Genomic DNA, 15,584 nt, shown 5'->3' with positions numbered 1-15,584 from the left:
TTAATGTCTGTTGTACGTTTGGGAATAATTATGATTCGGCAAAAAAATACACACATGTTACACTACGTTAATAATATCTAAAACCATTTGCAGGTTACATATACTTCCTATATTCTGGAATAGAAACATTAAAATTTTTGCAGTATTTTCAGCCATTTTCTCGTTTTTTCTTAACAAATCTATGTCACCAGGAGTGTGAAGTGATGTCAATCAAAGTACTTCTTATAGAAGATGAAAAAAACCTAGCGGACATGATCGCTTTTTTTCTTGAGGAGGAAGGATACATAACCGAGCGGGTTCACCACGCCCGTGAAGCACTTCATCTATTTCCACAGTTTCAGCCAGATATTGTTGTAACCGATTTGATGCTGCCAGAGATTGATGGTAATGAGCTCGTTGATGCTTTTCGTCAAAACTCCACCGTTCCTGTGCTGATGATCTCGGCAAGTACGATGCTGAACGACCGACTGCGCGCCTTACATAATGGTGCCGATGACTTCCTATGCAAGCCCTTCAGTCTGAAGGAACTGGACGCGAGAATTAAAGCTTTGCTGCGACGCTCTATTATTACGTATCAGGAGAAACCGATTAAAGAAAATCGTACGGTTGAGGAAGCGGGACAGATTAGTGTAAATGAGTACCGAAGAACGGTATTTGTGAACGGTGTTGAAGTGGAGGTAACTCACATCGAGTTTGAAATTATGAAGGAATTCTATCGCAATCCGGGCAAGGTATTCACCCGCAATGAGCTGATGGACCGAATTAAAGGTTCGGAACGTGCCTATCTAGATCGGACCATTGATGTACATATCTCCAGTCTGCGCAAAAAAATAGAGCCTGACCCCAAAAATCCACGTTATATCAAAACGGTGTGGGGCACAGGCTATAAATATATCGTCTAATTCATTTAGTTCAGTTTTATAAACAACTTTGGTTAAACTGTTGTGCAGGCACCATGCTTTTTATCGTTCTACCTGAGGTATAGAACGGAAGGCATGGTTATTGGTGCTCCATATTCCAAAGTGTGCAGCCACCGCTCAATGCTACTCTTCAACTGATCAGGATGTTGTTCATTCCAGAGCATCATTTTCACAGCTCCCGTACCCGTAATCTGCTGCAGGTGACGTTTGCGAATAGATGATGGAAAATCGGTAAGGACCAACACAGGCACATCGGGTACAAAAGCACGAATAGCCTTGGCTGCGGCAACAGCCTGTTCAGCATTTCGATAATCTACAATGCAATAACGGGATTTCTCCCAATCTCCTCGTCCTGTTTCTTTTACTGAATCCGATGGCGCAGCATCAATCCAATCCATAAACAATTGAATAATTTCCTCGTAGTTGATACATCGCTCTCCATCTGTTAGTACAGCAACAGGTTCCATAGGTATACCTCCATTAGCTTCTTCCCACTATTGTGTCAGGTTTCATTTAAAAATGTTTGTGTGCAAACATGAAAGAAGTGTTAACAATCTTCGTATTTCTTCACATCCTTAACATGTTTCGTTGGGTAGAATAGCTTGGAGCCCGCCACGATTTCGCAGTTTGCCTGATTTCATGTAAAATAGAGCTACACCCGTGTGATTAACTTTACGGGAGAACACGTATCAAACTGGTATTATAGGAGGTTGCACCCATGAATATCATTTCCATCGAACCAACACCGAGTCCAAATACAATGATGCTGCATCTCGACGAACGTCTGGAGGACGGGATTCGCAGAACCTATACTCTGGATAACGAACGTTCAGCTCCGGCGTTTATTCGTCAGATGCTGCACATTCCCGGAGTCAAAAGTGTATTCCACACGACTGACTTCGTTGCGCTGGATCGAAAAGGTAACGCGGACTGGTCGGTTATTCTCGGAGAAGTGCAGAGCCGTCTGGGTCAGGAGGGCATCGACCTGGACTGGATTGAATCCGAGGATGCTTCAGGTGAACACTTCGGAGAAGCGCAAGTGTTTGTACAGTTTTTCCGCGGAGTACCCATGCAGATTCGTGTCAAAGCCGGAGCTAAAGAGGAACGGATTTCCCTGTCGGACCGTTTCGTCAAAGCCGTCACCGAGGTTGCCAGCGCTACGCTGATCAAGGAACGCAAACTGACCGATTATGGCGTACGTTACGGCGAACTCCCGGATATTGCACGGGAAGTCGAACAGGAACTGGAGGCGGCCTATCCTCCCGAACGGTTGGAGCAAGTGATTCAGCAAGCGATTGCGCATGGTACCAATACAGAAGAGTTTGTTGAACGCCGCCGTGCCCTGGATGGAGCAGAGCTGGAAGCAGCGCTGCGCAGCGAAGACTGGAATGTCAGATATGCTGCACTGGACAGCATGGAGCCAACGGAGGAAAGACTCCCACTGGTTGCTCAGGCACTGCGTGACAGCAAAATGCAGATTCGTCGTCTGGCTGTTGTGTATCTGGGGGATATCCGTACACCGGAAGCGATGGAGCTTCTCTATGAAGCACTTCGCGACAGCTCACCTGCTGTAAGGCGTACAGCTGGCGATACGTTATCAGACATCGGTGATCCGGCTGCCACACCAGCCATGATTGAAACGTTAACCGACAAAAGCAAGCTGGTGCGCTGGCGTGCAGCCCGTTTTCTATACGAGGTTGGAACCGAGGAAGCAGAGCAGGCACTGCGTCTTGCCGCTGAAGACCCTGAGTTCGAAGTGAGCCTGCAGGCCAAGATGGCTCTGGAGCGCATCGAGTCCGGTGAACAAGCCGCCGGAACGGTATGGCAGCAGATGGCTGGACGAAACAAAAAGCAGGACTAGCAGTACCTTTTTGCTGATAGACAACCAACATTTGTTATTGCACTGTAAAACGAGTAGCGGTATACTTGTTGTCTGTTTGATAAACAGATTGCACGCTGCTCTAGCGTATTTCAAAAATTTCATAAACAATAGATACACCTCATCCATAGTATGGTGAGGTAGAGGTCGCGGGTGCGATCAGTACGCTGAAGGAGGCGCAAGGAGCCGCTTATGATATCAGCCGAAAGGTGTACCCGCCGAAGCTCAATGGACGTTCCTTCATCAGTCCGATTGAGCTGGGGCTGCAGCCGAAAGGTGCAGAACTGTCACAGCAAGCATGCAATACCTTGGGACAAGGTATGCTTTCTTCTGTGTTGAGCTATCTTAATCGTCAAGGACATGGTGCGGACATTGAATATAGAGACCGCTGGTTGATGCCTGTGGTCTTTTTTTTGGTTTATGGAGCTATGATCTGCATCAGTATTACAAATGAAGGAGTGTTTTCATGCAAGACCGCAGCAACCGAACACCATCAACAAAGACAAATTCAACAACCGGGCCTTCCCTGAAAAAAGGATTACGGGCCCGTCACATGACCATGATCGCTTTGGGCGGTTCGATTGGTACCGGGCTGTTTCTCGCAAGCGGTACGGCCATCTCGACAGCAGGACCGGGCGGTGCACTGCTCGCCTATGCGGCTGTCGGAATCATGGTTTATTTCCTGATGACCAGTCTCGGTGAACTTGCAACTTTTATGCCGGACTCCGGTTCTTTTAATACGTATGCCGCCCGTTTCGTTGATCCCGCTCTCGGCTTCGCCATGGGCTGGAACTTCTGGTACAACTGGGCAGTGACCATAGCGGCCGAGCTTGCTGCAGCGACAGTGCTGATCAAGTACTGGTTCCCTGACAGCTCCTCCATGTTATGGAGTCTGCTTTTCCTTGTGCTGATCTTTGCCTTGAACATTCTATCTGTCAAAGGATATGGAGAATCCGAATACTGGTTCGCGATTATTAAAGTCGCCACCGTAATTATTTTTCTTACTGTCGGCGTATTGATGATCTTTGGCATTATGGGTGGTGAAGCAGTAGGCTTCAGCAACTTTACAATCGGTGATGCCCCGTTCCATGGCGGCTTCTTCGCCGTGCTCGGTGTATTTATGGCAGCGGGCTTCTCTTTCCAGGGGACGGAGCTGATTGGTGTCGCAGCTGGAGAAAGCGAGAACCCGCGCGAAAACGTACCTCGTGCCATTCGCCAGGTCTTCTGGCGTATTCTGATCTTTTATATTTTGGCGATTACGGTTATCAGTTTGATTATCCCGTATACTCACCCGAACCTGCTCAAAGGTGATCTCAAAAATATCGGCGTCAGCCCGTTCACCCTTGTCTTTGAAAAAGCAGGACTTGCAATTGCAGCTTCTGTCATGAACGCCGTTATTCTGACTTCCGTGCTTTCAGCTGGCAACTCCGGCATGTATGCTTCAAGCCGGGTGCTCTACGCCCTTGCCCGAGATGGCAAAGCTCCTCGTTTTCTTGGCAAGCTTAACAAACGCGGCATTCCGATGAACGCTCTGCTTGTGACAACCGCTGTAGGAATGCTCGCCTTTCTGGCCTCTCTCTTCGGTGATGGTATTGTATATACGTGGCTGTTGAATGCGTCCGGGATGTGCGGCTTTATTACATGGCTGGGTATTGCTATCAGTCATTACCGCTTCCGGCGCGCCTACGTTGCACAAGGACGCGACCTGAGTGAGCTTCCTTACCGTGCACGGTGGTTTCCATTTGGACCGATCTTTGCATTTGTCCTGTGCATCATCGTCATCCTTGGGCAGAACTATCAAGCCTTTACAGGTGACCAGATTGACTGGAGCGGAGTGCTTGTCGCATATCTAAGCTTGCCGCTGTTCCTCATCCTCTGGCTCGGCTACAAATGGATCAAAAAGACCAAAGTTGTGCCGCTGCAGGAGTGTGACTTCTCTCCTGCTGAATCATCAGATATCAAGGCGTAAAGCTGATGCTTTATTCTTATCCCCTATTCTACAGAGTGCTCTGTATGGAACAGGGGATTTTTCTGTCTTCCCCCACTATTTCACTTTGAAAAAATATATGAATGGCAGGTTAGATATATGGTAGAAGCTGACAAACAATTATTCCAATACTATAATTATATAAATTGAACTAAAGATTTACACAATCCACTCCGATGACAGAACAACCTTCCAATCACTGTTATCCCCAGATTTTTTCGTATTATCAAAAGCATTTTCAGGAGGACAGCATGCATTTTCAATCCGTTTATCATGGTGAGCAATTATTTCTGCCAAACTTTGAATTTAATATGCAATGTAATCAAGTGCTCGGTATTATAACAGACCTGAAGCGAAAGGAAATTTTAATCAGCCAGCTGCAGAATCATTCACTATATTATATTTTCCGAGCGCAGCAGAACGAATATTTACATTTAACAGTGGAGGAATTGATCACGTTTCTAATCAACGTAACAGAGCGTCGCGACGTTCATTCCACTGCGCTGCTAGAATATTTTTCATTAAAGGAAATCTGCAACGTAAGAGTTAAAAATCTGACTCCTTCCAAAAGGACGTATGTGACTTTACTGCGTGTCTATTTTGCTCATCAGCCCACCCTCGTATTGGAGGAACCTTTCTTTTACCTGGAAGAAGAGGATCGTCGGCAGTTTAAACGTATTATAGAGGATCTCTCGAAAGAAAAGCATATCCTAGTTATAACCTCGAATCTTGAGGATGCTCTGATATCCTGCAGTGTCATTTATCGGTTAAATGAGCTTGGATTTCAGCAGCTGGATATCAAGGACTCTGAAGAGGATAGGCAGGACACAACTGACCAAGGTTCGAATATCACCTTGCAGAAGATTCATACCAAAAAGGATGGCAAATTGATTTTATTTAATCCTCCTGAGATTGATTTTATCGAAAGTATAGACGGCGCCGTCATTGTGCATGTGGATGGCGAAAATTATCATTGCACTTTGACCCTGGCCGAACTTGAGCAACGCTTGGCCAACTTTGGCTTTTTCAGATGCCACCGATCCTACATTGTTAATCTGCAAAAAGTAAGAGAAATAATTACTTGGACGAAAAATAGCTACAGCTTACGATTACATACCGGCAAAGATAACGTGGTCCCCTTGTCTCGAACAAAATTGCAGGATTTAAAAATACTGTTAAACCTTTAATTCTCCTTTAATAGCGAATCAGTCAACAAGTTCAAGGTACAGTTCAGGGGAAAACAGCTACATTTCGGGGGAATTATATGGCTGGGGACACCTATTCTGTTTATAGTTTAAGCCATCAACGCTAAGGGAAGTGGTGTGAATGGCTGTGATTTATGTGAAGCATATTTATAAGAAATTTGGAACAAAGGCTGCACTATCCAATGTATCTTTCTCCATTCCTAAAGGAGAAATAATAGGCTTCCTGGGGCCCAACGGTTCAGGAAAAACAACGTTAATCAAGGTTTTAACAGCGCAGCTAAATCCTACAAGTGGACAAGCAAGGGTATTTAACGAGCCTGCGGATAGAATGCTTCAACCAGCACAAAAGAAGCGTTTTGGCATTTTGACGGATAACACTGGTTTATATGAGAGATTAACCATTGAGGAAAATCTGCAATTGTATCGCCAGCTATATCATTTACCAACGTCTTCAATTGATAAAGCCCTGCATTTTGTAAATCTAAGCGGAGAACGAAAAAAAAAGGTGAAGCTGTTATCCAAAGGGATGCGCCAACGTGTCCTTATGGCATGCGCCATTATTCATGAGCCCGAACTTTTATTTTTGGATGAACCTACCTCAGCCCTGGATCCGGTCAATACAGCACATATTTACAGAGGTTTACGGTATTTGAATGCCAACGGAACAACGATTTTTTTAACGACACATGATATGGCAGAGGCTGAATTGCTTTGCAACCGTGTAGCGATTTTATATCAAGGACAAATTCAAGCCATCGGCACCACAAAGGAGCTAAAAAACCAGCATTGCGAACATATCATTTTTGTCGAATTGATCAATGGGGAAGCGTATGAGCTCCCGATCAATCATATTACTGCCGAAAAAATCGCTATTTGGATGAGATCAGGATTAATCGAACATATAGAAACCAAAAAGCCCAGCCTAGGCGATATTTTCATGAAAATGACTGGAAGTGAGCTGTAATGAATATTTCATTAAAACGTATACAAGCGATTTTTGTGAAGGATTATAAAGAGTTTTCACGAAATTATGCTCTCTCTATAATGCTAACCTTGCCCATTCTCTTTGCTATTATTTTTCGAAGCGCTGGGCCAAATTTACCTGGCGCGATTGGCTTTCTTCACAATCTTACTTTTGTTCTTCTAACCTGTTTTGCACAAGCATGCTTATTCGCAGAAGAAAAGGAACGCAATACGTTGCGCTCTTTAATGATGACACCTGCTACACCCCTGGATGTTTTAATAGGCAAAAGCACATTAGTATTTGTTATGTCTGCTGTGGTTCTGATTATTTCATTAGTTATTTTTGGTTATAACCCTCCTAGTATGTGGGCGTTTGTATTTGCAAACATTCTTTCGATTATCCTGTATACAGCCCTCGGTACTATTTGTGGCTTATACTCTAAAACCCTAATAGATGCTTCCTTTTCGATTATACCTGTTTCTATTCTCTTTACTGGGGCACCCTGGGGGGCCTTATTAGAAGATAATTATCCGTTCTTCAAGGTACTGAATTATATGCCGAGCAGTCAGCTTGTACATTTACTGAATATACCTCAGAAAGGTTTTACAACAGGAGATCTGATAACACCTCTTCTATTTATTTTTGCATGGACGGTTGTCGGAACGATTGTATCTATTGTTTTGTATCAATGGCGATTGAAGGATGCATAGACACAAGGAGGAAACATATGCTCAAATTTTCAGCCATCAAATTCATTCACAAGTTTAAAAATCGCGAAAATCAATTAAGGTTGGATAATTACCGAAACAAAGCAGAGCTTGTCCACCACCAACAACAACGGTTAATTACATGGAACAACACACAGCTGCATTCGGAATCTCTCCTGTTGAAAAGAAAAGCTCAGGCAGGTATCCCTCTGGATGAGCTGCTCATAGATGCCTATGCGTTGGTATGCGAGGCGACACATAGAACACTCGGATTACAGCCTTATGATGTTCAAATTATGGCCGCCATCGCTCTGCATGAGAAATTTCTTGTCGAACAGCATACTGGCGAAGGTAAAACGCTATCGGCTGTTATGCCAGCTTATCTGCATGCTCTGACAGGTGAAGGCGTTCATGTATTGACTTTTAATGACTATTTGGCTAACCGTGATGCGAACTGGATGGGACCAATCTATTCAATGCTTGGTGTAAAGGCCGCTTCCGTTCAAGCCACCATGAGCATTTCCGAGAAACGGGAGGCATACGCTGCTGATATTACGTATGTCACATCCAAAGAGGCAGGATTTGATTATCTTCGAGATACCCTCGCTCTAGTTGAAAGTGAAACAGTACAGCGCCCCTTCCACTACGTTATCGTTGACGAAGCTGATTCATTGCTTCTGGACGAGGCACGTGTTCCTTTAGTCATCGCTGACGAGCCGGACAAATTTGGCAGCGATGTGAAACATTTGACTTCTATAATTAGGCAGCTTCAGAAGAACGAGCACTATAACTTCGATGAGTTTAAACGAAATGTGTACCTGAATGAGGCCGGCTCTGCAAAAGTAGAATCATTGTTGGGATGCGACAATTTGTACGCAGACACCAATAATAAGTTATTAATATCATTAAACTGTGCACTGCATGCGGAATTATTGTTGATTAAGGACATCGACTACATCGTACAGGACTGTAAAATCAAGCTAATCGATGAATACACCGGACGTATTATGAAAAACAGGCATTTTCCTGAGGGGTTGCAAAGTGCTCTTTATGCCAAAGAAGGGCTGCCTCTAAAAGCTGGTGGAAAGACTCTTAATACGATTACGTTACAGCACTTTCTTAGTCTGTATCCGAAGATTTGCGGAATGACAGCAACAGCACAGGCTTCAGCCTTCGAATTCGAGAACATTTATAATCTACAAGTGGTACAAATTCCACCATATCGAGCTAACATAAGGATTGATCATCCGCACCGCATTTATACCCATAAAGAAGCCAAGCATAAAGCACTTGTTCAGGAGATATTATCTGTTCATTCAACGGGGCGTCCAATACTCATTGGCACATCAAGTGTCGATGAATCCGTTACTCTGGCAAAAGCGCTATCTGATGCTGGTGTGCGTCTGCATGTTCTAAATGCCGATAACGATCAGGAAGAAGCCGAGATCATTGCCAAGGCAGGAGAAATCAACGCTGTGACAGTGTCGACAAATATGGCGGGGCGTGGTATTGATATTCGTCTTGGCGGTGGTCATCCTGTACAAGCAGAAGCTGTTGCCAAACTGGGCGGCTTGTACGTAATTGGTACAAATGTGAACCAAAACATTCGGATTGACAACCAATTACGCGGAAGAGCAGGACGTCAAGGCGACCCGGGATCATCTGTCTTTTTCGTAAGTCTGGAGGATGAGTTTCTGCTTCGATTCGGTGCTGACTTCAAAAGTCACAACCGTTTGCAGCATGAACCTCTCGAAGATCCAGTGCTTCGTGAAAAATTGGATTATATTCAGCGCAGAATAATGGTTCAGAACTTCCATATCCAGCAGGAGCTGAATAGTTATTCAGATGTTATTGAGATTCAAAGACGAATTTTATATGAAAAAAGACTCAAGATTTTAAATGGTTCAATGCCGATGAGTGCTTCAGAGCAGAGAGTACAGCTTTATTATATTGACCAGCTATGGGCCGAACATCTGGCATATGCCTCTTACATTCGTGAAAGTATTCATCTCATCGGCCTTGTGAAGCAGAATCCCATTGATGAATTTCATGAGCAAATTATCCAAGCATACGAGCAAATACCGTCTGAAATAGATAGAAAGTCAGTAGATATGCTGTCCAAGCTCAAAGGTTCCAATGATCCTGTGATGTGGGAAAAGTTTGGATTGAAAAGCCCTACTTCCACTTGGACTTATATGATTAACGACCAATATCAGCAGGACTTATTGAATCGCGGCTCATGGACCCCGATCATAACCATAGCCTATTGGTTAAGAAAAATTCTGCGCCCGGTATTCGGGTGGGAAAAGCTATAATCCGGGCTTCTTTCTTCAAACCGACATCCCTCTATACCTTGACCGTTGAATTTCATTTATTCATATACAGCTCATAAAAACAAAATACCGGATGACTTCTGTCCATATTTTGTATAGGTTGATCCGTACAATAGATAAAGGAAACATCTATTATACTTTCGACCCAAAGGAGAGATGCACGTTGAAGAAGTGGTCTGTCCTGCTTGTGCTGTTAGGTCTATTGGTGATCAGCTTTCCAACGCTGCAAGCCATGTATTATGACTGGCAGCAAAATCGCGTGCTGGATGAACTGGAACAACTGCAAACAGGTCTGTCCCAGCTAAATCAGACCTTCGAACATGGCATAGAGAACGATCATTCAGACCAGAAGAGAACCCTCAAGACTGCAACAGTTAAGTCATCCTCCTCACCCGGGACACTCGGGATGATCTCTATTCCTGTCATTGATGTGCGTCTGCCCGTTCTGGAAGGGGCAACTCAGGAAAATATGAGGTTTGCTGCAGCTCATCTGGTGGAGACAGCTGCCATTGGACAATCGGGTAATGCTGCCATTGCCGCTCATCGTGCGCATCGAAAAGGGCGCTTGTTTAATCGGCTGGGCGAGCTGCAGATTGGCGACTCGGTTGAGATTACACTTGCCGATCAAACAGCGATCCACTACAAGATTGACCGAATTTCTGTCGTGGAACCTTCCGATATATCTGTGCTGGAAGATCCGGGGCTTGGACAGGTTCTAACCTTGATTACCTGTGATCCGCTGATTGATGCAACACACCGGCTAATTATACGGGCTGTAAAGGTGAATTCTTAACGGTCTCGCTGCAACTGTACGTGGTACCGACTCAACAAAGAAGCACACATCAAAACACCCTCCCGCCTGCCTGCGAAGCTCCATTCTTCGCGGCAAAGGCGGGAGGGTGTTTGGTTATCGTTATAAATGCAGATTCAGATCAAGAGTGCTCAACATCTGGCTTTAACGTTGGAATCGCTCTCTCCGTCGGAAGTACAAGTAACCGGCACTTCCAATAGCGATCAACATCAATCCCGAGACTGTGTAAGCCATAGAGCTTTCTTCACCTGTCTTGGGCAGCATGCCTTGGGCTGACGTATGGCTGCTGTTCCCCGATGAACCCTCACTCTCGGACTCTTCTCCGACTGAAGGTGTAAGTACACCCTCTTCCCCCGTATCTTCTCCTTCTGTCACCTGAGGCCCGGTCACCTCTCCATCCACAGCTTCAGGCGCTGAAGGTGAAGGTGATTCTTCCGAATGATTGCCCGGCTTATCTGTACCCCCGTTCTCTTCTGAAGGTACTGAAGGGGTTGTTACAATGGTACCCGGCACAGATATTCCTGGTGTTTCTTGTACCGGTGTGCCTGGTTTATCAGGATCTGGATTGTTTGGTGTAGTCGGTTGTGGTGTACCGCCTGTACTCGGCGTTCCCGGATTATACGGTTCACTCGGTCCACCTGATACAGGAATAGCCTGATTTGTTTTCTCTACAACAACAGCTTCGGTTTGTTGATTCGTAATCTCAAAAGTCACCGGCGTCCGCTCCAATTGGTATCCAGACGGTGCTTTAACTTCAACCAATTGATACGTATTCGGTTCAAGCTGCTGCAAATGGAGTTCACCGTGAAGATCCGTGGTCAATGCTGCCGGATCAATGCCGGTTACCACATTAAACAGCCATTCTCCATCCGGACCCATCACTGCAGATTGAGCACGTAATTCAAAGACTGCACCTTGCAGATGCTGCGTTCGACTTGCATTATATTTCACCAGTTTTACCGAACGGTCATTTTCTTTATTTTCAATCGTTATCTGTGTGTCTGGCTGATTGATAGGTACCTTTGTTTCCGGGGTTTCAATCACAAACCCTTCAGCTTTCGTTTCCACCAATGTATACACACCGTAAGTGAGATTGCTGAATTCAATGATTCCCTGTTGATTCGTAACCCCGGTATCGACCACGTTATTGGCAGAGTCACGCAGTTCGAATTCAACCCCGCTTAATGGAGACTGATCCTTGGCATTCACTTTTGTCAGGGTCAGTTTACCTCCTGTGCCGATCTGGTTCGTTTTCGTAAGTGTCACAATCTGTGTCTGGTTCGCTGTAATGGTGAATGGAATAGGTGTACTATCCACCATGTAGAATTCTGGCGCCTGAATTTCAATCAATTCATACGTCCCTGCTTCCAGATCTCCCTTGGCAATTCTGCCGCCCACTCCTGTTGTAAGTTCATCCAGCTTCTCACGCGTGGAACCCTGAATGTGGTACAGCTCAAAAGTGGCTCCCTCCAACACCTTGGTGGAATCGGCCACATCCAGCTTGGTCAACTCAAAGCCCTGGCGGATTTGCTCGTTGATGATCTCGAAGGCTGCTTCTGCATCCTTGAATAATATGGTATGACCTGCGGCCGAAGCAAAATTCGGGTCTGGCAGGTATCCTGCAGGCGCTGCAACCTCCTTAAGCCGATATGGAATTCCAGTTGTCAGATGCAGACGATAATTCCGACTGCTTTCAGTCATTCCGTTCTCATCTGTTGGTTCCATCGTTTCCAGAAGGACCGTGCCGGATGCATTGTAGATGGCAAAAATAACGCCTTCCAGCGGTTTTCCGGTGTCATCTATCTTATGCACCTTGACTTTACCCAGACCCGTGGATGCCCCTCCGCCTGCACCAGCCAAGGATACCCGAATCCCCGACTGATTACCTTCTCCTACAACAGAGAAAGAATGGTCTGCAAACTCAACCTTGTTCTCAATTCTGTCGCCGTCATCTGCGTTAATGTAAGACTGGTACTCCAGGAGATATGCTGTGTTTATGTCGTTTTTAAATGTAAAGGTAAAGGTGTTACCATTCACCAGCAGATCATATTCCGAAGGATCAACCAGCCCTGCCTTCACCGAAACATTACCTGAATTGTTTGCAGGCAATTGCACCTCATACAGCTTCAATGAATCGGCAAGCAAAATCTGATTGCTGGATAACGTGTCGGTTAATTGGGAACCTGCGGCAACGAAGGACTGACTCGGATTAACATTCACAACCCATGAAGCCAGATCCGATGTTCCTTCCTGGCGGCCTGTTTTGTTCACATATACTCCGCCATGAGCAGGTGTAACGGCTGCTGTTTTATCAAAACGTACAGGTCCGCCTTCACCATCTGTCAGCACAGCATGATTGCTGTACGAGCCCTCTACTGCAAATTCTCCATCCAGACTCGTCTGATACACTACGCGGTAAGCTTTTTTACCGATGTCACCCAGGTTGAGCGTGAAGCCTTTGCCATCCGGGTCAAGCTGGAATTGTGCCGATGATATCGTGATTTCATTCCCAACCGAAGTAACGTTGTTGGCACCCTTCAATTCAAGCTCATACACCTTCAATGAGCCATCTACAAAGGATTGATTTCCAATGTAAGCATCCTTGAGAATGGCTTCCTGAATATCAAACAGATTGTAGTTCACGTCGATGGTCCAGGTCATTGCTTTATCTCTGGCGCTATAATCGCCCCGCTTGTTACCATTTTCAATGGTATAGCTTTGCGGTCGGACAACGGCAGACTTGGCAATGGCGGCCTGCGCAATATCTGCTTCCTTCCAGTTCAACGTAGCGGTGTTTCGATATTCATTGTTTGTTGGCATGCCTGCCGTTGGATCAAAACTCGTTTTATAAGTGATTACATGCTGCTTATCAATGATACCGTCCTGCTTGAGATGAATCCTGAATCCTTTTTCAAAATTTACATCCGCCGGGTCAGACACAGCAGGTGTTACCTCGAACTGGTCCTTCTGATCACCACTGATCTGCAGACTGCCCGGAACAAGCTTCATGTGTCTGCCTGAGTAATCATCCGTGATGACAATGTCCGTCATCTCTTTCTGATCCCGGTTCAGCACAATCTGCCACTCAATCTCTTTGGCATTGAAATCTTCACTTTTTACACTCTTCGCCAAAATGACTTCTTCAATGTTTTTACGACCCTCTTTGGTCGTGCCATCCTGTGTATTCACCGTATTAACGATCGTCTCATTCTCGTACACCCGATGTATGGCTTGAGTTTTGTATTCAATCTCATAGGCTTTGTTAATATCACTGTTGAATTGAAGCTTGAACCCCTCTTCAAAGCCTGTGCCGACACCATTCACTGTATATTCTGAGGAAACAACCAGCGTTTTTGCTCCAGGGCGACCATCCGATTGAATCTCGACTTCATACACATTCAGTGAATCCGTGACGAGCCTTTGCTTCGCCGTATCAAAACGGTCTTCAATCCACGCATTGGCCTGTGTGATCGTTTGCTGATTATAGTTGTACTGCACCTTCCATGTAATCGTCTGCGTAACCGGGTCGTATGCACTTTCCTGGCCCGACTTGTTCAGCGGCTCATTGAAGCTGACCGTCACACGGCCAACATCGGATTCATTATACTCACTCTGATCCGCTGTAAGAGTCACTTCATTGGAATAGACTACCCCTGTGTAAGGAGCACTCGTGGGTGCCTGAACGCTCGTTGTATAGGTGATGCGATAGGCTTTGTTGATGTCTCCCAAGTCGACAGGAAACTGTGCTGCTCTGTCAACGACCGGGCCTTCCTTCACAGAACCGTTCAACTGAACCTGCAGCTCGCGGATTTCGATATCCCCCTGAAGTGAAAGCCCTGACGGCAGGGTATCCTCCAGAACGACATTGGTCATAATCTTCTCGCCCTGGTTGAAATCTACTGTCCATTCAATCTCATCCGAGTTGAAATTATTTTTGTTTGCTTTTCCTGATTTCTGAAGCTCATCTCTTGCTGTGTTTGCAAAATGCACATTAATGATGCCCTGACCTGTGCTGCTAAAGTCAATCTTCTGTTTCAATCCGTCTTCCATTTTACTTTCTTCAAAACGCAGCCAAACATAGAAAATTCCTTCTAATTGCGCGTGTTCAAGCATTTCATTAAAGGTGAAAACAATCGTTCCGTCCGGGTTCACGACGTATTCACCGACACCCCCGTCCAGACTGCCCATCAACTGTGATCCTATAATAAATTTGTCAGGCAGACGGAATGTAAAGGTTGATCCATCACCGTAAGCGTGGGCGTCATCCCCAAATCCCCATGTAAATACAACGGCAACCTCATCCGATATCCGTGGACGAATATCTTCAATCTTGTCTCCCCTGACTTCAATCTGACCGTTGCTGCCTTCCTCCGGTTTCTGGTTGTACATCTGCACACTAGTGATCAGATTCTCCTGAATTTCTGAAGCCGCAGCAGCGGCAGCCAGCGGGGCTACATCTGCAGGTTCAGCTTCCTCAGGAGATGCAGTGTGTTCCGTATCCTCGATCGCCGGCGATGTCTCTTCATCCGCAGCAGCATCCTGATCCTCCTGATCTCCCTGATCTTCAGGGAGCGTACTCTCTTCCTGTACAGATGGTGAAGATGAATCATTCATTGTACCGACTGACATATGATTTGTGTCATCCTGAGCATACACCGTTGATGTTAAGACCAGCCCTTGCAGCAATTGCGTCACTAGCAACAGTGCAATCAACATGATGCTCACTCGTTTCTTCATGTTCCACGTATCCTCCTCGCTCAATGGTTTGCAAACGCCGA

Annotated in this window: 10 protein-coding genes and 1 riboswitch; of the genes, 8 read left to right on the top strand and 2 right to left on the bottom strand. The window is 45.6% G+C overall.

Translation table 11 applies throughout. The annotated features are described in order from the left end of the window. Nucleotides 1–203: 203 nt before the first annotated feature. On the top strand, nucleotides 204–902 hold the full coding sequence (locus tag ACQSGY_RS28575; RefSeq protein WP_427181943.1) for a response regulator transcription factor: 699 nt from the start codon (nucleotides 204–206) through the stop codon (nucleotides 900–902). Between the two features lie 68 nt (nucleotides 903–970). Here ACQSGY_RS28575 and ACQSGY_RS28570 read toward each other — a convergent pair whose 3' ends face one another. Continuing rightward, nucleotides 971–1,387, bottom strand: coding sequence for a hypothetical protein (locus tag ACQSGY_RS28570; protein ID WP_184183482.1), 417 nt, complete (start codon nucleotides 1,385–1,387; stop codon nucleotides 971–973). A 251-nt stretch (nucleotides 1,388–1,638) separates the two neighbouring features. Here ACQSGY_RS28570 and ACQSGY_RS28565 point away from each other — a divergent pair, with 251 nt between their 5' ends. From ACQSGY_RS28565 to ACQSGY_RS28535, 7 genes are all read left to right on the top strand, one after another. Continuing rightward, nucleotides 1,639–2,781, top strand: a complete 1,143-nt coding sequence (locus ACQSGY_RS28565; protein WP_216517680.1) for a virulence factor — start codon at nucleotides 1,639–1,641, stop codon at nucleotides 2,779–2,781. A 151-nt stretch (nucleotides 2,782–2,932) separates the two neighbouring features. Next, nucleotides 2,933–3,150, top strand: a riboswitch (Lysine riboswitch). 115 nt (nucleotides 3,151–3,265) lie between these two features. Beyond that, the gene (locus tag ACQSGY_RS28560) at nucleotides 3,266–4,768 is read left to right on the top strand and encodes an amino acid permease (RefSeq protein ID WP_427181942.1); all 1,503 of its coding nucleotides are present in this window, start codon (nucleotides 3,266–3,268) and stop codon (nucleotides 4,766–4,768) included. A gap of 269 nt (nucleotides 4,769–5,037) precedes the next feature. Then, entirely contained in the window at nucleotides 5,038–5,973 is a 936-nt protein-coding gene (locus tag ACQSGY_RS28555) for a LytTR family transcriptional regulator DNA-binding domain-containing protein (protein ID WP_427181941.1), read from the top strand. A gap of 139 nt (nucleotides 5,974–6,112) precedes the next feature. Next, on the top strand, nucleotides 6,113–6,955 hold the full coding sequence (locus ACQSGY_RS28550; protein WP_427181939.1) for an ATP-binding cassette domain-containing protein: 843 nt from the start codon (nucleotides 6,113–6,115) through the stop codon (nucleotides 6,953–6,955). After that, nucleotides 6,955–7,665, top strand: a complete 711-nt coding sequence (locus tag ACQSGY_RS28545) for an ABC transporter permease (protein WP_427181937.1) — start codon at nucleotides 6,955–6,957, stop codon at nucleotides 7,663–7,665. The genes ACQSGY_RS28550 and ACQSGY_RS28545 overlap by 1 nt, the downstream gene beginning before the upstream one ends. Before the next feature lie 17 nt (nucleotides 7,666–7,682). Next, nucleotides 7,683–9,977 carry a DEAD/DEAH box helicase gene (locus ACQSGY_RS28540; RefSeq protein ID WP_427181935.1) on the top strand — a complete coding sequence of 765 codons (2,295 nt, stop codon included), beginning with the start codon at nucleotides 7,683–7,685 and terminating at the stop codon, nucleotides 9,975–9,977. 181 nt (nucleotides 9,978–10,158) lie between these two features. Further along, the gene (locus ACQSGY_RS28535; RefSeq protein ID WP_427181934.1) at nucleotides 10,159–10,788 is read left to right on the top strand and encodes a class D sortase; all 630 of its coding nucleotides are present in this window, start codon (nucleotides 10,159–10,161) and stop codon (nucleotides 10,786–10,788) included. A 162-nt stretch (nucleotides 10,789–10,950) separates the two neighbouring features. Here the strand turns inward: ACQSGY_RS28535 and ACQSGY_RS28530 are convergent, their stop codons facing one another. Beyond that, nucleotides 10,951–15,543 (bottom strand): collagen binding domain-containing protein, encoded by a 4,593-nt coding sequence (locus tag ACQSGY_RS28530; RefSeq protein ID WP_427181933.1) that lies wholly within the window; start codon nucleotides 15,541–15,543, stop codon nucleotides 10,951–10,953. Nucleotides 15,544–15,584 lie beyond the last annotated feature (41 nt).

It is taken from the genome of Paenibacillus sp. TC-CSREp1 (assembly GCF_050171015.1).
GTDB classification, from domain to species: Bacteria; Bacillota; Bacilli; order Paenibacillales; family Paenibacillaceae; genus Paenibacillus; species Paenibacillus silvae.
Note: the sequence above shows the minus strand (reverse complement) of the source record. Positions and strands in the feature narration are given on the sequence as shown.